The organism is Flavobacterium sediminis, from assembly GCF_003148385.1.
Taxonomy (GTDB): Bacteria; Bacteroidota; Bacteroidia; order Flavobacteriales; family Flavobacteriaceae; genus Flavobacterium; species Flavobacterium sediminis.
In genome coordinates, this window is sequence record NZ_CP029463.1 from 1,779,510 (window position 1) to 1,804,236 (window position 24,727).

25 protein-coding genes are annotated in these 24,727 nt (G+C 34.6%); 21 read left to right on the top strand and 4 right to left on the bottom strand.

From position 1 onward, the window contains the following. Window positions 1–20 precede the first annotated feature (20 nt). Entirely contained in the window at window positions 21–1,340 is a 1,320-nt protein-coding gene (locus DI487_RS08245; RefSeq protein WP_109569218.1) for a sensor histidine kinase, read from the bottom strand. Continuing rightward, window positions 1,333–2,679 (bottom strand): sigma-54-dependent transcriptional regulator, encoded by a 1,347-nt coding sequence (locus DI487_RS08250; RefSeq protein WP_109570640.1) that lies wholly within the window; start codon window positions 2,677–2,679, stop codon window positions 1,333–1,335. Before DI487_RS08250 ends, DI487_RS08245 begins: the two co-directional genes overlap by 8 nt. A 142-nt stretch (window positions 2,680–2,821) precedes the next feature. On the opposite strand from DI487_RS08250, the gene DI487_RS16610 reads away from it, so the two are divergent. The 21 genes from DI487_RS16610 (at window position 2,822) to DI487_RS08350 (ending at window position 22,856) form a co-directional block, all read left to right on the top strand. Beyond that, complete coding sequence (locus tag DI487_RS16610; RefSeq protein WP_317046198.1) at window positions 2,822–3,562, top strand: efflux RND transporter periplasmic adaptor subunit; 741 nt, start codon at window positions 2,822–2,824, stop codon at window positions 3,560–3,562. Then, window positions 3,538–4,065 (top strand): efflux RND transporter periplasmic adaptor subunit, encoded by a 528-nt coding sequence (locus DI487_RS16615; protein WP_317046199.1) that lies wholly within the window; start codon window positions 3,538–3,540, stop codon window positions 4,063–4,065. Before DI487_RS16610 ends, DI487_RS16615 begins: the two co-directional genes overlap by 25 nt. Before the next feature lie 5 nt (window positions 4,066–4,070). Continuing rightward, entirely contained in the window at window positions 4,071–5,549 is a 1,479-nt protein-coding gene (locus DI487_RS08260) for a S41 family peptidase (RefSeq protein WP_109569219.1), read from the top strand. 1 nt (window position 5,550) lies between these two features. After that, entirely contained in the window at window positions 5,551–6,252 is a 702-nt protein-coding gene (locus DI487_RS08265; RefSeq protein ID WP_109569220.1) for an ABC transporter ATP-binding protein, read from the top strand. 11 nt (window positions 6,253–6,263) lie between these two features. After that, window positions 6,264–7,058: a GIN domain-containing protein gene (locus tag DI487_RS08270; RefSeq protein WP_109569221.1), complete on the top strand. Its 795-nt coding sequence runs from the start codon at window positions 6,264–6,266 to the stop codon at window positions 7,056–7,058. Between the two features lie 27 nt (window positions 7,059–7,085). Continuing rightward, window positions 7,086–9,278 (top strand): ABC transporter permease, encoded by a 2,193-nt coding sequence (locus DI487_RS08275; protein WP_317046200.1) that lies wholly within the window; start codon window positions 7,086–7,088, stop codon window positions 9,276–9,278. Between the two features lie 5 nt (window positions 9,279–9,283). Beyond that, window positions 9,284–9,514 carry a hypothetical protein gene (locus tag DI487_RS16620; RefSeq protein ID WP_317046201.1) on the top strand — a complete coding sequence of 77 codons (231 nt, stop codon included), beginning with the start codon at window positions 9,284–9,286 and terminating at the stop codon, window positions 9,512–9,514. Continuing rightward, complete coding sequence (locus tag DI487_RS08280; RefSeq protein WP_109569222.1) at window positions 9,507–10,799, top strand: TolC family protein; 1,293 nt, start codon at window positions 9,507–9,509, stop codon at window positions 10,797–10,799. Before DI487_RS16620 ends, DI487_RS08280 begins: the two co-directional genes overlap by 8 nt. Window positions 10,800–11,014: 215 nt before the next feature. Beyond that, window positions 11,015–11,593 carry a YceI family protein gene (locus DI487_RS08285; RefSeq protein ID WP_109569223.1) on the top strand — a complete coding sequence of 193 codons (579 nt, stop codon included), beginning with the start codon at window positions 11,015–11,017 and terminating at the stop codon, window positions 11,591–11,593. A 31-nt stretch (window positions 11,594–11,624) separates the two neighbouring features. After that, complete coding sequence (locus tag DI487_RS08290; RefSeq protein WP_109569224.1) at window positions 11,625–12,899, top strand: hypothetical protein; 1,275 nt, start codon at window positions 11,625–11,627, stop codon at window positions 12,897–12,899. Between the two features lie 63 nt (window positions 12,900–12,962). Then, window positions 12,963–13,313 carry a hypothetical protein gene (locus DI487_RS08295; RefSeq protein WP_109569225.1) on the top strand — a complete coding sequence of 117 codons (351 nt, stop codon included), beginning with the start codon at window positions 12,963–12,965 and terminating at the stop codon, window positions 13,311–13,313. Between the two features lie 382 nt (window positions 13,314–13,695). Continuing rightward, entirely contained in the window at window positions 13,696–14,835 is a 1,140-nt protein-coding gene (locus tag DI487_RS08300; RefSeq protein ID WP_109569226.1) for an Mrp/NBP35 family ATP-binding protein, read from the top strand. Between the two features lie 28 nt (window positions 14,836–14,863). Then, a complete protein-coding gene (locus DI487_RS08305) occupies window positions 14,864–15,103 on the top strand; it encodes a NifU family protein (RefSeq protein ID WP_109569227.1) in 240 nt (79 codons plus the stop codon). A 162-nt stretch (window positions 15,104–15,265) separates the two neighbouring features. Beyond that, entirely contained in the window at window positions 15,266–16,324 is a 1,059-nt protein-coding gene (locus tag DI487_RS08310; protein WP_109569228.1) for an NAD(P)/FAD-dependent oxidoreductase, read from the top strand. Beyond that, window positions 16,324–16,656, top strand: coding sequence for a 2Fe-2S iron-sulfur cluster-binding protein (locus tag DI487_RS08315; protein WP_109569229.1), 333 nt, complete (start codon window positions 16,324–16,326; stop codon window positions 16,654–16,656). The genes DI487_RS08310 and DI487_RS08315 overlap by 1 nt, the downstream gene beginning before the upstream one ends. 82 nt (window positions 16,657–16,738) lie before the next feature. Further along, window positions 16,739–17,101: an S-adenosylmethionine decarboxylase family protein gene (locus DI487_RS08320; protein WP_109569230.1), complete on the top strand. Its 363-nt coding sequence runs from the start codon at window positions 16,739–16,741 to the stop codon at window positions 17,099–17,101. Beyond that, window positions 17,102–18,331 carry a DUF4178 domain-containing protein gene (locus tag DI487_RS08325; protein WP_109569231.1) on the top strand — a complete coding sequence of 410 codons (1,230 nt, stop codon included), beginning with the start codon at window positions 17,102–17,104 and terminating at the stop codon, window positions 18,329–18,331. Between the two features lie 202 nt (window positions 18,332–18,533). Continuing rightward, on the top strand, window positions 18,534–18,746 hold the full coding sequence (locus tag DI487_RS08335; protein ID WP_109569233.1) for a DUF350 domain-containing protein: 213 nt from the start codon (window positions 18,534–18,536) through the stop codon (window positions 18,744–18,746). After that, the gene (locus DI487_RS08340) at window positions 18,739–20,256 is read left to right on the top strand and encodes a polyamine aminopropyltransferase (protein WP_109569234.1); all 1,518 of its coding nucleotides are present in this window, start codon (window positions 18,739–18,741) and stop codon (window positions 20,254–20,256) included. Before DI487_RS08335 ends, DI487_RS08340 begins: the two co-directional genes overlap by 8 nt. A 106-nt stretch (window positions 20,257–20,362) precedes the next feature. Further along, window positions 20,363–21,856 (top strand): flavin monoamine oxidase family protein, encoded by a 1,494-nt coding sequence (locus DI487_RS08345; protein WP_245896317.1) that lies wholly within the window; start codon window positions 20,363–20,365, stop codon window positions 21,854–21,856. Continuing rightward, entirely contained in the window at window positions 21,834–22,856 is a 1,023-nt protein-coding gene (locus DI487_RS08350; RefSeq protein WP_109569236.1) for a hypothetical protein, read from the top strand. Before DI487_RS08345 ends, DI487_RS08350 begins: the two co-directional genes overlap by 23 nt. A 39-nt stretch (window positions 22,857–22,895) precedes the next feature. On the opposite strand, the gene DI487_RS08355 is transcribed toward DI487_RS08350, so the two are convergent. Then, a complete protein-coding gene (locus DI487_RS08355) occupies window positions 22,896–23,930 on the bottom strand; it encodes a hemin-degrading factor (protein ID WP_109569237.1) in 1,035 nt (344 codons plus the stop codon). 20 nt (window positions 23,931–23,950) lie between these two features. Continuing rightward, window positions 23,951–24,727, bottom strand: a complete 777-nt coding sequence (locus DI487_RS08360; protein ID WP_109569238.1) for a heme ABC transporter ATP-binding protein — start codon at window positions 24,725–24,727, stop codon at window positions 23,951–23,953.

The following is a 24,727-nucleotide window of genomic DNA, read 5'->3' on the forward strand; positions in this document are numbered from 1 at the left end:
TTCAATAAGTAGAAAACAGTTTATTCCAAAAGACAGATTGTAAATTTAGTCTCATTTTCATTGCTTTCAAACGTAAGGTAACCACCGTGAGCTTCAATGATATTTTTTGAAAGTGTTAAACCAATTCCGGCTCCTTCTTTACGAGTGGTAAAAAACGGTAAAAAGATTTTGTCTTCAATTTCCTTTTCAATTCCTTTTCCGGTATCGGTAATGTAAATGAACAGTCTTTTCTCTTTTACTTCACCCGAGAGTGTAATTTGTTTGTTTGTTTTATCAGCAAGGGCATAAATGCTGTTCGTTAGTAAATTGATCAAAACCTGTTCCAGTTGTTGTCTGTCAACCGAAATCCAGCGATCAAAGCCAATTTCGTTAGAGACGGCGATTTGCTCTTTTTTAAGTAGCGGCTGCATAATTTGAAGACTGTTCTTCAATAATTCTTGTAGCGCAATCTTTTCCTTTTTAGGCGAAGGTAAAGCCGCCAGTTTGCGATAATTTTCAACAAACTGTTGCAAATGACGAGTCCTGTTGCTGATTGTGCCAACACTTTCTTTAATGTCACTGATATCTTCTTGGGAAAGGGTGTCTTGCAAGGTTGTTTCCTGTAAGTTTTGTGCTAAAGCATGAATAGGAGTCAGTGAGTTCATTAACTCGTGTGAAATCACCTTCATCAGGTTGATCCAGGCTTCTTTTTCTTTCTTCTCAATTACCTTTTGAATAGAATCCAGCAAAACAATATAATACTCTTTGTTATAGATCTTGCTTTGAGCTGTTTGTAAAATGAATGTCTGGTAATCCTGTTTGTCCACACGTATTTGCAAGGGAGTCTTAAAATCAGAAAAATGATGCTCTTCAATAATTTCACACAATGCCGGAAGATATTGGTTGAGGTAACTCCATTTAGAAACTTTAGGAGCTTTAAAATGATGAGAAAAATAATCATTCATTAAAGTGACCTGCCAATCGGATTCTTTTTTTTCTAAGATGAGTACTCCGGTTTCAATGGTGTTAAAAATAGAATGATAAATGGTGTCTTTTGTGATTTGCTCTTTTTGAGAAGACTTTAATTGTTCGTACAGGACAAATAAATTAGTATAGAATCCCTGGTATTTTTTACTTTTAAAATCGGCTGAAAAATCTTTGTTCAGAATAGACAAAATGGTTTTGTCATAAAATTCAAAGATAGAACTGATAAAAGATAATAATTCTAAAAATAACCCGAGAGCAATAATAAGGAACAGTAATGCAGTGTAATGGTATTCTTTTTGAAACAAAAAGAAACTGCCTGCTAAACAAAGCAAGACCAAAAGCAAACGAATGAAAATGTCAAATCGTTTAATCATTTTTAATCTGGTATTTTTCCATTCTTCGGTATAAAGCGGCTCTCGACAAGCCAAGCTCTTCTGCCGACTTACTGATGTTAAACTGATGTTTTTGCAATACTTTTTCAATACTGATCTTTTCAATATCGGAAAGTTGGATCTCATCTTTTTCAGTCTCAAAAACCTCTATCGATTCTAAGTCCAGATCAGCAACTGTAATACTTTCATTTTCACAAAGAATCACAGCACGTTCAATTCGATTTTCCATTTCACGGATGTTTCCGAACCAGGCATGCTTTTTAATTTGTGCCAATGCTTTTTCATCAAATAGAAGGTTGTACTTATCGTATTTAGCGCTTAGTTTTTCCAGTAAGAAATTAGCAAGGTCAACTAGATCATCACTTCGTTCCCGTAATGAAGGTAATGTGATCTGCATTGTATTTAGCCGGTAAAAAAGATCTTCCCTGAAATTCTTGTGCTGTACTTCTGTCTTTAAATCCAGGTTAGTAGCCGCAATAATCCGGACGTTTAGTTTTCGTGGTTTGGCTTCTCCTAAGCGGGTAATGGTTTTAGTTTGTATTGCCTGCAATAGTTTAGCCTGTAACGTTAAAGGAACATTCCCTATTTCATCCAAAAAGATCGTGCCGTTTTCGGCCAATTCAAATCGCCCGGCAGTATCATTCTTGGCATCGGTAAAGGCGCCTTTGGCATAGCCGAACAATTCGCTCTCAAAAATGTTTTCATTTAAAGACCCAAGATCCACATGTATAAAAGCCTGATCTTTGCGGTTAGATTGTTGGTGAATGTAATGAGCCAAAACATATTTTCCGGTTCCGTTTTCACCTAAGATTAAGATGTTAGCATCGGTTTTGGCAACTTTTTGCGCCAGATCGTATGCTTTTACAATGGCATTGGATTGTCCAATGAAAAAATTATTTACAGATTGGGATACCGTACTTTTAACTTCTTTTCTGCTTTGCGTAACTCCTTTTTTAACAACTTCAACTAGTTTTGAATTGTCCCAGGGTTTTAGGATGTAATCAAAAGCACCTAACTTTAAGGCTTCTACAGCGGTTTCCACATGACCGAAAGCGGTCATCAAAACCACTTTAGTTGCAGGGGATAAGAGTAAAATCTCTTTTAAAAAATAAATACCTTCTTTTCCGTCTTCGTAACCAATGCGATAATTCATGTCTAACAATACAACATCGATCTTGTTTTCAGATAATACTTTGATACTGTCTTTAGGATTGTTAAGCGTAATGATAGTTTCAAAATGTTTCTTCAACAGCATTTTTGCTGCAAAAAGAATATCTTCTTGATCGTCAATTACTACTATGTTGGCTTGTATCTTTTTCATCTGCTGTACGGTTTCGGACATTTAGTGTTCATTTATGAACAGTAGGGTAAAACAATTACTTTGTAAAATATTGGTTTTCAGTGTTTTTGTTAAATATAAGTTTCTGGCACAAAATTCCTTTATATTCAGTTAAAAACAATATATGGACACTATCATCAGTCGTAAAAATAACAAAAAAAAGCAACTAGCCATAGCAGGAATTATTATTTTAATCCTGACATTCATAGTGTATGCCTCTTTTACTAAAAAGAAAAGCTATACCGTAAAAAAAGGGGAGATTTCCATTAAAACCGTTCAAGATGATTATTTTGAAGATTTTATGGTATTTCAGGCTTTGACGGAACCCTTGAATTCTATTTTAGTAAATATTGTAGAAGGAGGTTCAGTTCAGGAAATTTTTGTAGAAAACGGAGATTTTGTTCAAAAAGGGCAGCCTTTGGCTCGCTTGTATAACCCGAATACTGAATTGAACTACATGCAGCAGGAAACGGCCATTATTGAGCAGATCAATAACCTCAATAAAGCTAAGCTTGATCTGAGAAATCAGGAATTAAGTTTGTCTAAAGACCTGATCGGTATAGAACATGATTATCAGGATGCTAAAAATCAATATGATTTAGATAAAAAGTTATACGAACAGGAAATTCTTGCCAAGAACGATTGGGAGAAGACACAGGAAAACTTTCGTTTTCAGAAAGAGCGTATGAATATCATTAAACAGAGTGTTGCCAAAGAAAAGCAAGCCAATACTATTCAGATAGGACAATTGAACCAGTCTATCACTACCATGGAAAAGAGCTTAGCCGTTTTACGGGATAATAAAAAGAATTTTTTAGTCTTAGCCCGCTATCAGGAAGATTGTCCTCTTTTGAGCCGGTTTTAGGACAGAGTTACACTCAAGGGCAGGTTTTAGGAAAAATTGATGTGATGAAAGGGTATAAATTAGTAGCGGATGTAGATGAGTTTTACCTCAGTAAAATAAAAAAGGATCAGCAAGGGAGTATAGATTTTAACGGTAAGAAAATTCAGGTTATAGTAGATAAGGTTATTCCTGAAATTGTAAACGGTCGATTCAAAGTAGAATTACAGTTGCCGGAGCAAGAAAACTTAGATCTGAGACAAGGATTGAGCTTCGGAGTTCGGTTGGTATTATCCGGAAAAACAAAAACAACTGTTTTGCCTAAAGGTAGTTTTTATAATGAAACTTCAGGAAAATGGATATTTGTAGTAACCGGAGAAAATAAGGCAGAACGAAGAACAATTAAATTAGGCAAAGAAAATCCTTTATATTACGAAGTATTGGAAGGACTTAAGCCGGGAGATAAAGTGATCACTTCAGGTTATCAGGATTATAAAGAGATTGAAGTGTTAAATTTAGAAAAATAAGCAGAATGAATTTTTTACGTAAACCAAAATTTTTAACCACAATAGTTTTATTACTTGCAATAACCGTTCAGGCGCAAGATTGTAATTGCGAATCAAATTATGAATGGGTCAAAAATACTTTTGAAAAAAATGATGCCGGTTTCCAGTATGCCGTTGACAGAAAAGGAAAAGAAGCCTATGAAAAGCATTGTGAACAAATGCTTTTGAAAATTAAGAAAGCAACCACCAAAGTCGAATGTACGAAATTGTTATACGAATGGATGACATTTTTCCGTTCGGGGCATATAGCCATAAAACCTAAAAGGAGTATGGCAGGTGATTCTGATAATGAGCCTCAAACAAAATCAGTAAGTGAAAATTGGGAAACGATAGCTGAGAAGAAAATACTAGCATTTGAAAATAAGATACAATCTAAAAAAGAAGCCGATTACGAAGGGATATGGTTCACAGACCCTTACACTATAGGGATACAAAAAAAAGGAGATTCTTATATAGGATTTATTATTACAACGACAGCAGAAACCTGGAAAAGAGGTGAAATAAAACTGAGATTTTCAGAAAAAGAAGGCGTGTTTTATATGAGAGATAAGTCCGAGATGCCTTTTTCAGAAGTGAAACTGATAGGGAAAAATCACCTGCAACTCGGAAATAGATTTTTATTAAAAAGAGAAAAACCTCTTTTTGAAGAAGATCATGAGATCAAGGAACATTTTAGGGCGTTACAGGCAAAAGAACCTTACCTTGAGGCCTTAGACGATCATACACTATTTTTAAGAATACCTTCCTTTAGTGCATCATACAAAAAAGCAATTGACAGTGTAATCCTTAAAAACAAAGACAAAATACAGGAAACAGAAAACCTCATCATCGATGTGAGAAACAATGGAGGAGGAAGCGACGGAAGTTTTGCTGAAATTTTACCTTTGTTGTATACCAACCCGATTCGCACAGTAGGAGTTGAATTCTATTCAACAGAACTGAACAACAAAAGAATGCTTGATTTTATCAATGATCCTAAGTATGGTTTTGATGAAGAAGATAAAAAATGGGCAAAAAGCGCATACGATGAATTAGAGAAGTCGAGAGGTCACTTTGTCAATTTAAATGACGATAATAAGGTAGTCAGTATAAAAGAATTTGACACCGTTTATCCTTACCCTGAAAATGTGGGAATTATAATAAATAACGGTAACGGAAGTACAACAGAACAATTTTTATTAGCGGCTAAGCAAAGTAAAAAAGTAAAATTGTTCGGAACAACAACACTCGGGGTCTTAGACATATCTAATATGTATTTTATAAATTCTCCCTGTGATGAGTTTGAGCTGGGATACTGTTTGTCGAGAAGTATGCGAATTCCTGACATGACCATTGATGAAAAAGGAATTCAGCCCGATTATTATATTGATAAATCCATACCGGATTACCAATGGATAAAATTTGTAGAAGAGAGCATAAAGCAACATCAATCAAAAAACGAATAATATGATACAAATTAAAAACCTTTCAAAAACCTTCCGAACAGAAGAAGTGGAAACAAAAGCATTGAATAACGTTTCTTTTCAATTAGAACAAGGCCAATTTGTAACCATTATGGGGCCTTCAGGAAGCGGTAAATCTACTTTATTGAATATTGTAGGTCTGCTGGATAGCGCTGATGAAGGACATTACATTTTATTAGAGCAAGAAATGATTGTCCTTAAAGAACAGGAAAGAGCTAAAGTGAGAAAACAAAACATCGGATTTATTTTTCAGAATTTCAATTTGATAGACGAACTTTCTGTTTTTGATAACATCGAATTACCACTTATTTATAATGATGTTCCGGCAGCTCAGCGCAAACAAAAAGTAGAGGCAATTGCTGAACGTTTAGGCATTGCACACCGATTGAAACATTTTCCTCAGCAATTATCCGGCGGACAGCAGCAACGTGTGGCGGTAGCCCGTGCTCTGATCAATGAGCCTAAAATCATTTTGGCCGATGAACCTACCGGAAATCTGGACTCTAAGAACGGAAATGAAGTGATGGAGTTATTAACGGATCTGCATGCTCAGGGAGCTACAATTTTAATGGTAACGCATTCTGATTATGATGCTTCTTTTTCACAAAAAACAATTGTGATGAAAGACGGAATGATTATTTCCGAGAAAAATAATAACAAAAAAGTAGACATATTAATTTCTTAAAAAATGAGATCATGTACAGAATCATAATTTATTTAGTGGTTGGTTTAATGAGCTTGATGCTTAGAGCTCAGGTTTCAGAGAATCGTCAGGTGGAATCTTTTTCAAAATTAAAAGTGTCCAATACTATTGAAGTGTTTTATACATTCAGTACTATTCAATCAGTTAAAGTATATGCCGATGATGCTCAAAAAATAGCTTGCGTAAAAACAGAAACTGAAAACGGTGTGCTCAAGGTTTATATTGATACAACAGAATATTTTAAAAATACTAAAAAGAAAAAAAGTAAAAGCGGTAGAAATTGGAATAACGGAGTGTCATTTGAGGTTCTAAAAGTTGAGATCTCCGGTCCGTTTTTAAACGAAATTACAACCAGTACTTCCGCAGAAGTCAAACTTCTAAATACGAACAAGGCAAAAGAAGTGACCTTAAAAAGCAGTTCGTCGAGTAGCATTGAAGGAAGTTTTGAAGCCGACAAAATAACGATAGATAATTCATCCAGTGCTGATTGTGATATTCAGGTAAACACTCCGATGCTATTAGTAGAATCCAGTAGTTCAGCAGACGTAAAAGTGTCCGGAAAAGCAGCTACAGTAAAAGTAGGAAGTAGCAGTTCTTCTGATTGCGATCTGAAAAATTTAGAAGCTAAAGAAGCTTATGTAAAAGCAAATAGTTCAGCCGACGTAATGATACATGCAACAGCATTGTTAGAAGCAGAAGCATCATCCAGTGCCGATATTATCTATTACGGAGATCCGGATAAGATACGTATTAAAGAAAGCTCATCAGGCTCAGTTACTAAAAAATAATAATCATCCATCAAAAAACGAACAGTTATGCTTAACAACTGGTTACATATTTTTTATTATCACATCAAGAACAACAAGTTATTTACTATACTTAATATTCTAGGATTGAGTATCGGTATTGCCGCACTTGTTTTTTCGCTTTTATATTATAATGACGAAAAAAGTTATGACGCCTGGAATCCTGAAAAAGAAAAGGTCTTTGAAGTGTTACAGGACTTGGGCGGAGGCAATATCTGGGCTAATAATCCGGCACCTTTAGGGGCATATTTTGAAACCCAATTTCAGGAAGTAGAATCGTATTGTTATTTCAATAATTGGTATTATAATGAGATCATAAAGTATAAAGACAAAAAAGAAATATTAAAATTTGTTGATGCCCAAAAAAACTTTTTTGATTTCTTTCCCTTTGAATTTCTTCAGGGAGATCCTAAGGCATGTTTAAGCGAATCCAGTATGGCAATTTCAGATGTTGCCGCACAACGTATTTTCGGAGATCAAAACCCGATCAACAGAGAAGTTGAATATTCCGGTAGAAAATTAGTAGTTAAAGGAGTGTATAAATTAAACACTAAATCTTCTATAGCACCGGAAGCTGTTACCAATCTATTAGAATCAAAGCTTAAAAACAATAAGGATCATTGGGGAAATTATAATTTCGGACTACTTATTAAGCTTAAAGACCCTAATACAGCACCTGAGGTAAGAACTAAGATAGAGAAGGTGATGTATGAGAATACTTTGGTCAAATGGGCAAAAGAAGAAGGTTTAACTCCGGAAGAGTGGCTGAAAAAGTATGATGAAGAAGGAAATAAAGTAATCCTTGAAGCCTTGCAAACAGCACATTTACATTCCGTTATTGATAGTTATCCGGAATCTAAAGGCAATTATCAGTTTCTAATGATTATGCTGGGATTATCCGTTTTGATCCTGGTTCTTTCCATCGTAAATTATGTTAATTTGGCGACAGCCAATACTATAAAACGGGCAAAAGAAGTAGGTGTTAGAAAAATATTGGGCGCTACCAAAAATAATATTATTTATCAATTCGTTTTTGAAACTGTCATTTTCGTTTTGTTCTCTATTCTGTTCGCCTTAGTGATTGTAGAATTAGCATTGCCTTATTATAACGATTTTCTCGGTAAATCATTAGAGTTGAACGGAAGCCTGTTCTTTATTCAATTAATCCTGATCTTTTTTGCCGTAGTTGTTTTTGCCGGGATATTTCCGGCTTTGTATGTTTCCAATTTTGAAACGCTGAAGGTTTTAAAAGGAAATTTCAGCAGAAGCAAAAGAGGCATTTGGCTTAGAAACGCCATGTTGATCGTACAATTTGCCATAGCCTCTTTTTTTATTGTAGGTTCTTATATTGTATACCAACAAGTGCATTATATGGCAACCAAGGATCTTGGCTTTAGTGGAGAACAAGTGATCCGGATTTCTTATAGAAATAAATACGGACATAACGAGGAAGGTTATATGAAGAAAAACTTCTCTCGTTTTGAAATGATCAAACAAGAACTCGGAAAAATAAAAGGAGTTCGTGAGGTAGCATCCGGAGCCTTTAACTTTGGTGGCGGAGCAACTTCATCTTCCAGTTTTATCTATAATAATGTGAATATTCAGGGGCAGAATATGGCCATTGATTTTGACATGCTTCCTATGATGAATATTAAAATAAAAGAAGGGAGAAATTTATCATCTAAGTATGCTTCTGATACCATAAGCTCCATGTTAGTCAATGAAACTGCTGCAAAGATGATGAAAGATAGTGCTTTAGTAGGGAAAGAAGTAAACTGGAACGATCATAAATTAAAAGTAGTAGGAATCGTTAAAGATTTTCATATTTACGGACCACAGGCCGAAATTCCGCCAATGGCATTTTTTCATTTCAAAACGATCGACTGGATGTTGTCAAATCTTAGTCAGATGTATGTAAAAGTTGATCCTGAAAATTTAGAACAGACACTATCTGAAATAGAAAAATTCTGGGTTCAGAATGTGGACAACGAATATCCTTTTGATTATGATTTTGTGGATAAAAATTATGCCCGTACGTATGAACAGTACGTAAAACAGAAAAACTTGTTCTCACTTCTTAATCTGGTGGTGATATTAATAGCGCTTTTCGGTTTATTTGCTTTAGCAGCCTTTTCCATTGAGCGTCGTATGAAAGAAATAGCCATTCGTAAAACATTAGGGCAGAAACCGGTTCTTTGTTAAAAGAATTGTCGAAACAATATATTGTATTTGGTATTGCCGGTTTTGCTTTAGCCATATTGCCAACGTATTACTTTCTGGAAAAATGGTTAGAGAACTTTGCTTTCAGGATATCGATCAGTATAATGCCGTTTGTTATCGGATTCATAGCCTTATTGGTACTAACATTAGTAGTAGTCTTGTCAAGAGCATATCAGGCGACTAAAGTAGATGTTTTAAAATATTTGAAATATGAATAAAAAGCTAATATATACTACGCTTTTATTGACTTTTAGTCTTCTTGTTACCGCCCAGGCAAAAATCTGGTCGTTACAGGAATGTATTGATACCGCTTTAGAGCAAAGTTTAGAAGAGCAGATCAGGCAGTTGGAAGTAAAAAGAGCAGAAAGAAGTAAAACTTCGTTGATTCATTATTGGCTACCAACCGTAAATCTTGCAGGAAATCATTCATATAATTTCGGATCTACAATTGATCCGGCTACAAACGGCAGGGTCAGTTCCAATATTTTATACGATAATTTCTATCTCAATGCATCTGTCAATGTGTTAGATTTTAATAATTTGGCACTGAAAAGCAAAAGTAAATTAGAGCTTGAAAGAGCAGAAGCCGAAAGAAAAGTTTTTGAAAATGAGTATAAATTACAAATAGCAGAAAGCTATTATCAGGCATTATATACCCAAGAGTTGGTTAAAATTAAAAGCGAACAACTTAAAAATTCTAAAAATAATTTAGACAGAGTTCTGAAAGAAGTTGAAATAGGAAGTAAACCGAAAAGTGATGAGTATGACATGCAATTGTCTTATAAGTCAGAGCAGGCACAATTAGTAGACAGTGAACAACAGTTAGTTCTTTTAAAATTGCAATTGTTCCAGTTGATCAATAAAACAGATGTTGAGGTACAAGAGATCGTATTAGAAGATTTTTCATCAGGAACCATAGATAAGGAGATACAAAATCCGAAATTAGATTTAGCAGAGACCAATTTTAAGATTAGTAAAAAAACAATTTTACAATATCGGGCGAATAGTTTACCGTCATTATCAGCTTATTATCAGTTTTCGACTTTTTATTACAAACCTCTGAATCAACCGGATGTTGCGGTCAGCGATTTACAAACCCAGTTACAGGACAATAAGAACCATCAAATAGGTCTCCAACTTAATATTCCTATATTCAACGGATTTAGAAACAGCAAACAAATAGCGTCTGCTAAAATAGAAACAGAGAAAAGCAAAGTGCAGATGACATTTGAGAAACAACAACTGGAGAAACAACTGGCTTTGGAAAATGAAAGAAAAGCACAATACAAACAGTTAGAATCCCGGTTTAGCGATGTTTTAGATTTTGCTAAACTCTCGTACAGAACATCTCAGTCAAAATTTGAGAGTGGTAAAATAGAAGCAGTGACATTTAACTCCGTAAAAAATCAGTTGTTACAATCACAATATGATGTCTTAAAAAATCAATTAATGATTCGGTTTACTACAATTAAGATGAATCTTTTAAAATATAACGAGTTGTAAATGAGCTTTTAATTCTGTTTTTTTAAAAGAAATAGTTGTTATTTTTCTTATTCCTAAAGGTTGAAAAACACTTTTAGGATTTTTTTTTGAAAAAAACATAAACTATAACGTTTGAGTTGCTCTTCTCTACAGGCTTTTGTAACAAAAGTGACAAAAGTCATGTTTTCTACTAAAATTTCAGGCGAAATTTGTTCTATAATTTAAATGAAAAGGTTATGAAAGCAAAACATAGAATAGTAGGATTAGTAATGTTTATGTTTTTGACATTCAGTTTTTTAAATGCACAAGAATATAAACTTTTATTAAGTGAAAGTAAATTAACAGTTGACGGGACTTCTAATTTACACGATTGGACAATAGAAGCAAAAACAATGTCAGGAACGGCAGGTTTTACAGTTTCCGGTACAGATATTACAGCGTTAAAAAATTTAACTTTTGTGGTTGAAGTAGAACAATTGAAAAGCGGAAAAAAAGGAATGGATCAAAATACTTTTAAAGCGCTGAATAGTTCGAAATATAAAACCATTAATTATAAAGTGACGAAAGTTCTTAAAGTAGCTAAAAATACAAACGGAACTTTTTTGATCGAGACTCAGGGCGACCTTACCATTAATGGGGTAACTAAAAAGATTACACAAAATTTTACCGCTAAGCTAATTGCTAATAAAATTCAGTTAACCGGTAAACAAACGCTTAATATGACGCACTATAGTGTAAAACCGCCTACAGCACTGTTAGGAACTATTAAAACAGGCGAAAGTGTAACAATAAATTTTTCAGTAGTATATCAATAAAATTTTACGAATCAACATAAAATCAACAGGTATGAAATCAATTATTAAATCTGCATTTATAATAGCTTTGTTAAGCTTATGCAGCAGTTTAGAGGCTCAAAACAGGGACTTAGATAATTTTAGACAACCGGACAAAAGAGGGTTGAATGTTTTTGAATCACCAAAAGATACCGCTTCAACTTTTGACAATGTAAAAGTAAGAATGGGAGGTTCCTTTGCGTTGCAGTATCAGGCGATAGATCATGAAAACGCAGATGGAGCGGCTGATTTGATAGCAATAACTAACAATTTTAACTTAGCTACAGCTAACTTAGATATGGATGTTGCATTAGCAAAAGGACTTCGTATGCACTTGAGAACCTATTTGTCATCTCGTCACCATAATGAACCGTATGTAAAAGGAGGTTATTTCCAAGTTGACAACTTAGATTTTGTTAAAGAAGGTTTAGCTTCAGATTTGATGAAATATGTGACTATTAAAGTAGGACATATGGAGATCAACTATGGGGATACTCACTTCAGAAGAAGTGATAATGCACAAGCTATATTTAATCCGTTTGTAGGGAACTATATTATGGATTCATTTACAACCGAAGTAGGTGGTGAAGTTTATTTCAGAAAAGATGGCTTTTTAGCTATGGCAGCAGTGACTAATACAAAATTAAATCAAAGTGTGGTCAGCGATGAAACTAATGGTAATGCAAGTCCTTCATTTGTGGGTAAATTAGGTTTTGACAAACAATTAAGCGATGATTTAAGAGTTCGTTTAACAGGATCTGTTTACAATACAGCTTGGGCAACCAGAACTTATTTATATGCAGGAGACAGAGCCGGTGCGAGATATTATATGGTAATGTCAGCTCCGGATGCTACTGCAGCGACAGATTTCAGATCAGGTAGATACGATCCGGGTTTCAATAATAAGTTAACTGCTATTATGTTTAACCCGTTTGTAAAATACCAAGGTTTAGAATTCTTTGGAGTATTAGAATTTACAAATGGTAGAAATTTAGGCGAAACAGATAGAAGAAAAGCCACTCAATTAGGAGCAGAGTTATTATATCGTTTCGGAGGTAATGAAAACTTCTATTTTGGCGGACGTTATAATACAGTATCAGCAGAAGATGCTTCAGGATATGATGTCGATATTACCAGATTTAATATTGGCGGCGGCTGGTTTATGACTAAAAACATCTTAGCTAAAGTAGAATATGTAAATCAAAAATACGACGGATTTGCACCCGGAAATAAACTGGATGGCGGTAAATTTAACGGATTTGTTGCTGAAGCGATAATCAGCTTCTAATCATAACTTTTTTCATGAGGCACGAAGATCATGTTTGGTCTTCGTGCCTAAAAAACAGAAATTATGAAAGCGCTTACATTTGTAATAGTATTAATCTTTAGTTTAGGTTTTACACCTGTAGAAACTACTAAAGTGATGATTACAGAGCAAAGCCAGATTATTATAAAAGGCAAGTCTAATGTTAATACGTTTCAATGTCAGTACGATTCGGCTTTGCTGAAAGAAGAGTATTGTATCACCTTTTTGAAAGCTAAAAACAGTACAATTTGCGACGGAGCTGTGATAGCGATCAAAAGTGACGGATTCGATTGTAAACATAGAATGATTACAAAAGACCTAAAAAGCATTTTAAGAACCGATGAGTTTCCGAATATTACAATTGAACTTATAGAACTTACACACAGTACCCTCTAACGGCAAAAGTCAATGTTGCGATTGCCGGTCAAAGAAAAGCCTATGAAATTCCGGTACAATACCATGCAAAAGACAATAATGTAAAAGGAGTACTTAACCTTGATATTCAAGATTTTTCCCTTAAAGCCCCCAAAAAACTCCTTGGAGCAATAGTAGTAAACAATCAAGTTGAAATAGATTTTGACCTCTATTTTAGATATTGATAGTTTTAAATTTGGTTTTTTAAAAGCATCCCTTAGACAAGGATGCTTTTTTTATTTGCGGAAAATAACAAAAGTTTTACAAATTGATTTTTGCCCGTTATCTTTTTCAACTTATCTTTGCAATCTAAAATCAGTCTTAATAAAAGATTGTAAATAAGGAAATTAAATTACTAAGTACAATGAAGTTAGATCGTAAAGATATATTAAAAGCGTTAGAAACCATTACAGTTGCCGGAGAAGGTAAAAATATGGTGGAAAGCGGAGCAATACAAAATGTACTGACCTTCGGAGATGAGGTTGTCGTAGATTTGCTGCTTAATACGCCGGCTCTTCATATCAGAAAAAGAGCAGAGGTTGATATTATGAAAGTAATACATGAAAAGGTGTATGAGAAAGCAAAAGTAAAGGTCAATGTTAAAGTAGAAGTTCCGGAAAAAAAGGAAGAAGAGAACGTAATCAAAGGAAAACAGATTCCCGGTATTAGTAATATTATTGCCGTTTCATCCGGTAAAGGAGGGGTCGGAAAATCAACGATTACGGCTAATTTAGCAGTGTCTTTGGCAAAAATGGGCTTTAAAGTCGGTGTTTTAGATGCTGATATTTACGGACCTTCAATGCCTATTATGTTTGATGTGGAAAATGCGAAACCGGTATCTGTTGAAGTGGAGGGCAAATCAAAAATGCAACCTGTTCAAAGCTATGGTGTCGAAATCCTTTCGATCGGATTTTTTACTAAACCGGATCAAGCGGTTATTTGGAGAGGACCAATGGCGGCGAAGGCACTGAACCAAATGGTTTTTGATGCGAACTGGGGCGACATCGATTTTATGTTGATAGACCTTCCTCCGGGAACAGGAGACATCCATTTATCAATTATGCAATCTTTACCTCTTACAGGAGCCGTTGTGGTAAGTACTCCGCAAGCGGTTGCTCTGGCTGATGCCAAAAAAGGAGTGGCAATGTTCCAGAATGAAAATATCAAGGTTCCCGTATTAGGTATAATTGAAAACATGGCCTATTTTACACCGGAAGAATTACCGGAGAATAAATATTATATTTTTGGTCAGGAAGGAGCTAAAAATCTGGCAGAAGATCTACAAATTCCGTTTTTAGGAGAAGTTCCTTTAGTACAAAGTATTCGTGAAGCGGGCGATTACGGACGCCCTGCAGCTTTGCAGACAGCGACTCCGCTTGAAAAAGCATTTGAGGAATTAGCTCGTAATGTAGTACAGGAAACGGTAAACAGAAATGACAATCTTCCTCCTACAGAAATTGTAAAAATAACAACTATGGCAGGATGTTCTGCTGTTAAAAAATAATGCCTTTCATAGCGCATAAACAAAAGGTATGACACAAGAAGAAGTAAAAAATAATATTGAAAAAGCACTGGACGAAATCCGTCCGTTCTTAAATTCTGATGGTGGAGATATTTCATTGGTTGAGATCGTTGACGGTAAACACGTAAAGGTTAGACTGGAAGGAGCTTGTACAAGTTGTAGTTTAAGTATCAGCACAATGAAAGCCGGAGTAGAAACGACTATCAAAAAATATGTACCGCAAATAGAAACAGTAGAGAATGTAGCTTAGGTTACAGAGTGAACTGTTCGAAAAAGTTAATTTAGTATTGCGTTTGGGGCGTCTCAAAACGAGTAAACTTTACACCGTAAAGTCCCATGCAAAAACTGATAAAAGTCATAGGGATTAAGTTTCACTTAAAAGAACTTTGCCCTGTAAAAAACCATATTTAAAATGATTGAAACAGATATAGTGATAATCGGTGCCGGGCCTACTGGTCTTTTTGCCGTTTTTGAAGCCGGACTGCTTCAAATGAAATGCCACATTATTGACGCACTTCCGCAACCGGGAGGACAATTAGCAGAATTATATCCTAAAAAACCTATTTTTGATATACCGGGTTATCCAGAAGTCTTAGCAGGAGATTTGGTAAATAATTTAATGGAACAAATTAAACAGTTTCAACCGGGTTTTACCTTAGGAGAAACTGCGGAAACAATTGATAAATTAGAAGACGATACCTTTGTTGTAACGACTAAAGAAGGAACAAAGCACAAAGCTAAAGCAGTTGCTATTGCCGGTGGTCTAGGAACTTTTGAACCTCGTAAGCCGGTTTTAAAAGACATTGAATTTTATGAGTTAGAAGACAGAGGTGTTGACTATTTCGTAAAAGATCCTGAAAAATACAGAGATAAAAATATTGTGATTGCCGGAGGAGGAGATTCAGCCTTGGACTGGTCTGTTTTTTTGTCAAATGTAGCGAAATCAGTGACTTTAGTTCACAGAAGAAATGAATTCCGAGGAGCATTAGATTCAGTAGAAAAAGTAAAAGAATTAAAAGATGTCGGAAAAATTAAATTGATTACTCCTGCAGAAGTTGTCGGATTTAATGGTAGTGAGAGAATAACAGCTGTCGATATTGAAATTAATGGTGCTCGTATGAATGTAGAGTGCGATTATTTTATTCCTTTGTTTGGTTTGACACCTAAATTGGGACCCATAGCTGATTGGGGATTGGAAATCGAAAAAAATGCTATTAAAGTAAATAATGCTTTAGATTATCAGACCAATATTGACGGGATTTATGCTATTGGCGATGTGAATACATATCCGGGAAAATTAAAACTGATCTTATGTGGTTTTCACGAAGCAACTCTAATGTGCCAGAGTGTTTATAACCGAATCAATCCGGGAAAACGTTATGTGTTGAAATATACAACCGTTTCCGGTGTTGATGGTTTTGACGGAACTCGTAAAGAAGCAGAAAAAGCAGTTGTAAAAGCAATAGAGTAATGGCGCAAGACGTAAACATAAAAATAACAGACCGAAACGGAGTGACTCACGAAGTTTTAGCTCCTACCGATATGAATATGAACCTGATGGAGTTAATCCGTTCCTATGAATTAGCCGAAGAAGGTACTTTAGGAATTTGCGGAGGGATGGCTATGTGCGCATCTTGTCAGGTATATATCTTAAATGATGTGGTACCTATTGACCGAAATCCGGATGAAGAAGCGATGCTGGACGAAGCCTATCATGTTCAGCCAAATAGCAGGTTGGGTTGCCAAATTCCCATAACGGAAAATTTAGAGGGTTTAGCAATACAAATTGCACTGGAACAATAAAAAAAGCGAGAATTTTTTCTCGCTTTTTTTGTAACAAAACTTTAACACTTCCGTATAAGAAGTGTAATATTTAACCACAACAATGAGTTCTACTTTCAATTTTCCGGGATTGCATGTTCTTTTAACATTGGAAACCTCGGATATTCAAAAATTAACTAACCATAGTTTATTTAGTCGCTTTACAGACGAAATCCTTAAAAAATACAGTTTAGAGAAAGTAGGGGAAACTATTCACGAGTTTGAAAATAAAAGTTTTACCTCGGCAGTATGTTTAAAAGAATCGCATATTTGTGTTCACACCTGGCCTGAATATAATCAGTTAACATTGGATGTTTATTTGTGTAACTATTTAAAAGAGAATTCAGGAAAAGTAAAGAAAATAGCTGCTGAGTATAAAGATTATTTTGAAGCTGAAGTTATTAAAGAATTTGAAATTTTAAGATAAATGATTTTTACTTGCTCTAACTGTCAGACTTCACACAGCTTCAATATTGATTTTGATGTAGTCGAATATATTTGTCCCGGGTGCAGGTCTGAATATGAATTTAAGAATGGAAAGCAGCTATTTTTACGAAAAGGAAGAGATAGAAGTAATATTACGTTCGAGGAAACTTTAAAGGTCGGTAATAAAGGAACTTTAAAAGGAATTGAATACACAGTTATAGCACTGGTGTTAAAAGAGGTTTATGCTCAGGCTCAATGGGCTGAGTATACATTGATGAATGCAAAAGGGGAAATCGTGTATTTGTCAGAGTGTAACGGGCATTGGATCTTTTTGAAAGAAGTAAGAACGGATTTGATAATCAAAAAAAGACCTAAACAGATTAAATATAATGATATAGACTTTTACTTGTTTGAATATTCAAATGTAGGAATAGAATTAGCCAAAGGTGTTTTTGATTATGCCGTTCCGAATGATAAAATCAGAGTAACGGAATATATCAATCCGCCGTTCATTATGTCCTTTGAAAAGCATTCAACTTTTTATTCCGAATTTTTTGGAGAACATATTTCGGCGAGGGAAATACGAAACGGATTTAACTGTTCTGTTCCTTACAGGTCAGGGGTAGGAGCAATTCAACCATTTTATGTTAATGTAAAGAATACATGGATGATTCTTTGTGTGACGGCATTGTTAATTCTTGGAACCCATTTTGCGATATATAAAAATCAAAGTGATCAAAATATAGTAAATGAATCGATCCCGTTTTCCAAGACATCTAATGAATTTATAAGTAAATCATTTGAACTAAAAGGAGGTTCGGCACCTTTAGGAATTAAAGTTGCTTCTAATGTTGATAACTCGTGGGCAAATGTTCAGTTAGCTTTAGTTAATGAAAAGACAGGAGAAGAACGTTATGCAAGTAAAGATATTGAATATTATCACGGTTATGCAGATGGAGAACAATGGAGAGAAGGAAGTACCGGTGAAAGTTTTAATATTTGCGGAGTTCCGGAAGGAAAATACCATTTGGTAATTTCAGCTCAAAAGGCACCAAATGATTTAAGTAATCGCAGCGTTCAGGTAAGAGCAACCTGGAATCAGGCTTCCTCCAGAAATTTATATATGGTTTTTATATTTATGGCTGTTTTTGGTGCCATCGTCTATTATGGCGAGGTGCTGTTTGAACGCTACAGATGGTCAGAAAGTGATTATAGCCCTTATAACGAATAATAATTATGGAAAAATTGATTTCATTTTTAGTAAATAACAAGATGAGTTTGTTGATCGCTTTGTTATTTTATACACTTTATGCCTATTACACATATGCAGGAAATAGAATTTGCGATTGCGAATCAACAGAAAATTATAAGCAAACTAATTATAATAACCACAGAACCATTAACAGTTTTTATCACAAATAAATTTTAACAAGATGAATTTTTTTACAACGCCAGTTTTTAATTCTATCCTATTTTCATTTATTGGATTTTTTATTCTATTAATCGCATATTTTATTGTTGAGAAGTTAACTCCGGAAAATACATGGAAAGAAATTGTTCAAAAGAATAATATTGCAGTTGCGATTGTTTTTGCAGCTTTTATTATAGGAATTTCGATGATTATCAGTGCGGCAATTCATGGGTAATAAGTTTTTTAAATTTGAATTTTTACTGTTTTTAGCGGTATTTACTATTGCTACCTGTGGCTTAGTTTACGAATTGGTCGCAGGAACTTTAGCAAGCTATTTATTAGGAGATTCCGTTAAGCAGTTTTCTTTTATCATTGGAGTTTATCTCTTTTCAATGGGAGTAGGCTCTTATTTTTCAAAATTTATTCGCAATAAACTACTCAATACATTTATTGAGATAGAGATTTTAGTGGGAGTAATAGGAGGTTTAAGTTCAACGGTTTTGTTTGTACTTTTTGAAAGTGTCTATTATTTTCAATTCATCTTATATTTATTTGTTTTTACAACCGGATGTTTAGTCGGACTTGAGATTCCTTTATTGATGAATATCTTAAAAGACAGGGTGAAGTTCCGAAACTTGGTGTCCAATGTTTTCACGTTCGATTATATTGGGGCTTTATTAGCTTCGATACTTTTTCCTTTGGTTTTAGTTCCCCAGTTAGGATTGGTAAGAACGTCTCTTTTCTTCGGGATGATAAATATTAGTATAGCAATAGGATTAAGTTTTATCTTGACAAGTGAGTTAAAGAAACCTCTTTTTCTTAAAATAAAAGCCATTGCCTCTTTTGTGATACTTCTCGTTGCATTCATCTTTTCAGAGAATATATTATCGTATTCAGAGTCTAAATTATATGGTGAAAATATTGTGTATACGCATTCAACACCTTACCAAAGAATTGTTTTGACCCATGTGAAAAACGATTACAAATTGTATTTGAATAATAATCTGCAATTCAGTTCGGCAGATGAATACCGCTATCATGAAACTTTAGTGCATCCGGCGATGTCCATTGCCAAAAAGGCGGAGAACATTCTTGTGTTAGGAGGAGGAGATGGTTTGGCTGTAAGAGAGATCTTGAAATATCCGGAAGTTAAAAAAGTAACATTGGTAGACTTAGACGAGGGAATGACTAAACTTTTCATGACAAATAAAGTGCTTTTAGACTTTAATAAAAGTTCTCTGCAAAATGAAAAAGTTACTGTAGTAAATAGTGATGCTTATTTGTGGTTAAAGCAATGCAATCAAAAATTCGATGTTGTAATCATTGATTTTCCCGATCCGTCTAATTATAGTTTAGGAAAATTATATACACTAAATTTCTACAGAACATTGAATCAATGTGTAACGACCGAGGGAGTAGTGATTATCCAAACCACATCGCCTTATTTTGCACCTAAATCTTTTTGGTGTATCAATGAGACTGTGAAGCAGGCAATTCCGAATGCAGATGCGCTTCATGTTTATGTGCCTTCGTTTGGAGAATGGGGATTTACAATTGCAGCTAAAAATCCTCAAACAAGCTTTAGCGAAGTGAATAGAAAAGTAAAAGGCTTAAGATTTTATGACTATGACTTTGAAAAGCTGAATGATTTTTCGAAAGACATGAAAATCTCTCAAGTTGAAATTAATAAGTTGAACAACCAAATACTAGTTCGCTATTTTGATGAAGAGTGGAGTAAATTATAAAATAACACGACGTACATTTTTTAAAACAGTAGCTTTTTTGGGTGTTTTGTCTGCGGCGGTTACATCTTGTAAGGAAAAGATTGTTTCGTTTTATTTTAAAAAAACGATGACCAATTATAATTTGGGACATCGTTTGTGGTTAAAAGATTTTCCGGAAGTCACAGAAGTTTCTCATATCAAATATGTTATTATCGGAGGTGGGATTTCAGGTTTGAGTGCTGCCCGACAATTTGTAAAAAAAGGAATTCAGGATTTTATGCTGTTTGAACTGGAAGATCATTTAGGCGGAAATTCTTCAAACGGAGAAAACCAATATTCGAAATATCCTTTAGGAGCTCATTATTTACCTATTCCGAATAAAGAAGATAAAGAACTGCTTCAGTTTCTGGAAGAAGAAAAAATAATTGTAGGGTACGAAAATAACCAACCTGTTTTTGATGAAGAACAGCTTAGTTTTTCTCCGCAGGAACGTTTATTCTATAAAAATACTTGGGTAGAAGGTTTAATTCCTAAAATTGGAATATCTAAGCAAGATCAGCAAGATATTGAACGTTTCTTTGTGAAAGTAGAAGCGTTTAAAAAAGCTAAAGATGAAAAAGGAAACTATTGGTTCGATATTCCCTTAAAGAAAGCGTCAAGAAACGGTGATGTTTTAGCTTTTGATAAAATCACGATGAAAGAATGGCTTCAAAAAGAGTTATTGACATCGAAAGTGTTATTTCAATATATTGATTATTGCTGTAGAGATGATTATGGATTGGGAGCAGAACACATCTCGGCTTGGGCAGGTATCCATTATTTTGCCGGGAGAAAACATGATTTTATTGGTTATGAAGACAATGTACTAACTTGGCCAGAAGGAAATGCCCGATTGACTTCATTGTTGAAAAAATATGTAGAGAAAAAACATTTGACAAAACATGTAGTTTATAATGTTCAGTTACAAGATGACAAGGTAGAATTAAACCTTTTTGATGCTGAAAAGAATAGTTCCAAAAAGGTCATAGCAGAAAAAGTAATTGTAGCTACTCCTCAATATGTCAATCAATATTTGTTTCAGGATAGAAAACAAATTACTAAAAGTTTTAAATACGCCCCTTGGGTTCTGACTACTTTAACAGTGAACCATCTTTTTGATAATAATAGTTATCCTTTGTCTTGGGACAATGTTATTTACGGAGCCAAAGGATTAGGATATATTTACAATCAACAGCAATCATTAGGGCAAGTGCAGCCTAAAAAGGTGATTACATATTACTTGAGCTTAGCTGAAGAAGACACGCTAAAAAGCAGAAAAAAACTCAGAGAAAAGAATCAGGAGTATTGGAAAAGCTATATTTTAAATGATCTGAAAGTTGCACACCCTACTATAGAAGAGAACATTCAAGAGATACACTTACACTATATAGGGCATGGGATGATTTCTCCGGTTCCTGATTTTATTTTTGGTAATGACAAACAAAAAGCTGCGCAATCTATAGCGCATAAAATATTTTTTGCCCATTCAGATTTATCCGGAATTTCAATTTTTGAAGAAGCATTTCATCAGGGGATTGATGCCGTAAATACGATTTTGCATGATACAACCTTGGATTCATAAGAAAGGAACAGATTTGCTATTTATTTTGTCGCCAACTTTTTTGGTGATTTTTTGTGTTGTGTTTTTTCAAAACTGGCTGCAAGAAATAGAAACAAGCAGTTCGTTTTTGATTTGGTTATTGATTGTCGTTTTTATTGACGTGGCACATGTTTATGCAACTTTGTTTAAAACCTATTTTAACAAAGAAGAATTTCAAAAGCATAAGACTCACTATATCATTTTACCCCTTTTTTGTTTAGCCATTTCTTTGGTTCTGTTCTCAATAGGAAGAGCCTTTTTCTGGTCAGTTCTGGCGTATGTCGCTGTTTTTCATTTTATCCGGCAGCAATATGGCTTTATGCGTTTATATGCTCGTAATGAAAAACAAAACCGATCGGCTAAGTTAGTTGATAATTTAATGATCTACGCATCAACGGTATATCCCATGCTATACTGGTTTTGTACACCGAAGAAAAATTTTAATTGGTTCACAGACAATGAGTTTTTTACGTTTGAAAGTCCGGTTTTAGTTAGAATACTTACTATAGCTTATGTTTTAATTATTGCTATTTATGTTATAAAAATTATCACTGAATACATAAAGAACAGGTATTTTAATATCCCGAAGAATCTTTTGGTCTTGAGTACTGCTTTGTCTTGGTATTTAGGAATTGTATATTATAATAATGATTTGGTTTTTACATTGCTTAATGTTGTAGCGCATGGAATTCCGTATATGGCATTAGTTTTTATTAAAGAGCAACAGCAAATTAAAAATAATTTTGAATCAGTCCTTAAATGGAAATTGGAAACTAAGACAATTGTTTTTTTATTTATTGCTACACTTTTGGTTATTGCTTTTGCTGAAGAGTTTTTATGGGAAGTTCTAGTGTGGGAAGATCATTTTTCTTTCTTTTCTGATTTAGATTCTTCCTGGCAAATAATTGCCGTTCCTTTATTAACGGTTCCCCAATTCACCCATTATTTACTGGATGGATTTATTTGGAAAAGAAGAAAATAAGGCTGTCTTATTATTAAAAAAACAGCCTTTTTAAGTTTATTATAAATTAGCTACTACATCCTGCCATTCTTTCATTTCAGGAATTCCCGGTTTTCGTTTTCCAAAGAACTGAACGATCAGATCTCCCATTTCATTAAAAACTTCAATAGAAGTAACAATACCGTCTTCTGTAGGCTTTCTGACGATCCATGTTTGCGCGATCTTTGACATATCTAAATGCAGATTAAAGTCGGGGTCCATGATGTTAAACCAGTTTCCGTGCCATAGTGTTCTCTTGACCTCGCCTGTGTGGATCTGGATATTGCCTTTGTTTCCGACAAAAACCATAATAGGGAAATGTTCTTTTGCAACAGTCTCCAGCATGGAGGTTATTTTTTCTTTTCCTATAGGAGTTGCATAATATTCGCTCGGAGCCAGTCGCATGGCTTGAGTACGACTAACATTGTATTTTTTGAGTAGACCGAAATAATCATGTGTGTCTTTTAAGGTTTCCCATTCTTTCTGAAAGCTAACAATGTTAATTTCATGATCCGGTTTTTCATTCAGATCCAGTGAAACAGACTCAACAGTTTCTATAGCTTCTTGATTATCACTTTTGTATTTTGAGACCAATGCGTTAAAAGCCTCGTCATTGCTCTGAGGTGTTAGATAAATCTTATGAATCGCTAATCCGTCTTTGCTGAAAAACTGGAGACTTTTTCGAGTGCCGTGTTCTGATGTTTCTTCTACACTGAAGGCTTTTGTCCAAACTGAAGGAAAGATCCGTAGATCAATATCTTCACCTACAAACAAGCCGACATAGGGGCTTGAAAAGTCAGCATTCAGATAAACTCCTTTACGCTCATGAACACATTCTTCATTGCGGGTAAGTGCCATAACTTTTCCTAAAGATTTTATCTCTTGTAGGATCGAAGTGATCTCCGGACGTAGCCGGATTACAGTTTCTCCAATTTTGGTGGCCAAAAGTTCAGCCTCGCTAACACCTAACTCAAGTGCAGCATTTCGTATTCTAAGAGAAGGATTTTTTGCTTTTAATTCATCCCATTTTTCTCTTAATGTTGCGGTTGTATCCATATTTTTATGTGTTTAAAATTTTAATTTCCAAATAGAATCAGTGGGTTGTTCGTAACAGGATTTCGACAAATAGTACAAGGGAAATTGTAAACGTCAGAAATAATATCATTGGTAAAAACGTCTTCCGGATGACCTTGTTTTGCAATTTGACCTTGTTTCATCAATACGATCGAATCAGCATATTGAGCCGCTATATTCAGATCGTGAAGAACCACCATCACAGTATTGTTTAATTGTGTAAAATCTTTAATGTTTTTCATGATCCGGTGTTGATGTAGAATGTCTAGATTGTTCAGCGGTTCGTCAAAAAAAGCAAGCTTATGTTCAACCGTATTCTCAAGTTGTACCATAACTCTGGCCAGATGAACCCGTTGTTTCTCGCCACCGGATAGTTGGCTGTAATTTTTTTTAGCTAAATGTTCAATGCCTAAATCCAATAGCTTATTTTCTACAATTTCTTTATCAAGTAAAGATGGCTGGGAGTTAAAATAAGGATAGCGCCCCATTAACACGACATCTTCCACAAAAAGAGGAATATCATGATGATAATGCTGAGAGAATTTAGCTTTGTGTTTTGGCAATTCAGTAGAACTCCAATTTTCTAGCTTTTCCCCTTTAAATAAAATAGGGTGACCTTTTGACGTGATTTCGTGGGAAAGCAAACGAAGTAAAGTGGATTTTCCGGCACCATTCGGGCCTACAATAGCAATTAGCTTTCCCCGTTCTGCTTTGAGGGTAACGTTTCGGAGTAAGGTATTGTTTTTTACGCTATAGGATAATTTTTCTGCTTCTAACAT

Coding starts and splice junctions, on each gene's coding strand:
- DI487_RS08290 (WP_109569224.1), top strand. CDS start 11,625: ATGAAATCAATTATTAAATCTGCATTTATAATAGCTTTGTTAAGCTTA.
- DI487_RS08250 (WP_109570640.1), bottom strand. CDS start 2,679: ATGAAAAAGATACAAGCCAACATAGTAGTAATTGACGATCAAGAAGAT.
- DI487_RS08350 (WP_109569236.1), top strand. CDS start 21,834: ATGATACAACCTTGGATTCATAAGAAAGGAACAGATTTGCTATTTATT.
- DI487_RS08305 (WP_109569227.1), top strand. CDS start 14,864: ATGACACAAGAAGAAGTAAAAAATAATATTGAAAAAGCACTGGACGAA.
- DI487_RS08300 (WP_109569226.1), top strand. CDS start 13,696: ATGAAGTTAGATCGTAAAGATATATTAAAAGCGTTAGAAACCATTACA.
- DI487_RS08325 (WP_109569231.1), top strand. CDS start 17,102: ATGATTTTTACTTGCTCTAACTGTCAGACTTCACACAGCTTCAATATT.
- DI487_RS08340 (WP_109569234.1), top strand. CDS start 18,739: ATGGGTAATAAGTTTTTTAAATTTGAATTTTTACTGTTTTTAGCGGTA.
- DI487_RS08270 (WP_109569221.1), top strand. CDS start 6,264: ATGTACAGAATCATAATTTATTTAGTGGTTGGTTTAATGAGCTTGATG.
- DI487_RS08355 (WP_109569237.1), bottom strand. CDS start 23,930: ATGGATACAACCGCAACATTAAGAGAAAAATGGGATGAATTAAAAGCA.
- DI487_RS08335 (WP_109569233.1), top strand. CDS start 18,534: ATGAATTTTTTTACAACGCCAGTTTTTAATTCTATCCTATTTTCATTT.
- DI487_RS08285 (WP_109569223.1), top strand. CDS start 11,015: ATGAAAGCAAAACATAGAATAGTAGGATTAGTAATGTTTATGTTTTTG.
- DI487_RS08265 (WP_109569220.1), top strand. CDS start 5,551: ATGATACAAATTAAAAACCTTTCAAAAACCTTCCGAACAGAAGAAGTG.
- DI487_RS16610 (WP_317046198.1), top strand. CDS start 2,822: ATGGACACTATCATCAGTCGTAAAAATAACAAAAAAAAGCAACTAGCC.
- DI487_RS08280 (WP_109569222.1), top strand. CDS start 9,507: ATGAATAAAAAGCTAATATATACTACGCTTTTATTGACTTTTAGTCTT.
- DI487_RS08315 (WP_109569229.1), top strand. CDS start 16,324: ATGGCGCAAGACGTAAACATAAAAATAACAGACCGAAACGGAGTGACT.
- DI487_RS08360 (WP_109569238.1), bottom strand. CDS start 24,727: ATGTTAGAAGCAGAAAAATTATCCTATAGCGTAAAAAACAATACCTTA.
- DI487_RS08275 (WP_317046200.1), top strand. CDS start 7,086: ATGCTTAACAACTGGTTACATATTTTTTATTATCACATCAAGAACAAC.
- DI487_RS08320 (WP_109569230.1), top strand. CDS start 16,739: ATGAGTTCTACTTTCAATTTTCCGGGATTGCATGTTCTTTTAACATTG.
- DI487_RS08345 (WP_245896317.1), top strand. CDS start 20,363: ATGACCAATTATAATTTGGGACATCGTTTGTGGTTAAAAGATTTTCCG.
- DI487_RS08245 (WP_109569218.1), bottom strand. CDS start 1,340: ATGATTAAACGATTTGACATTTTCATTCGTTTGCTTTTGGTCTTGCTT.
- DI487_RS08260 (WP_109569219.1), top strand. CDS start 4,071: ATGAATTTTTTACGTAAACCAAAATTTTTAACCACAATAGTTTTATTA.
- DI487_RS08310 (WP_109569228.1), top strand. CDS start 15,266: ATGATTGAAACAGATATAGTGATAATCGGTGCCGGGCCTACTGGTCTT.
- DI487_RS08295 (WP_109569225.1), top strand. CDS start 12,963: ATGAAAGCGCTTACATTTGTAATAGTATTAATCTTTAGTTTAGGTTTT.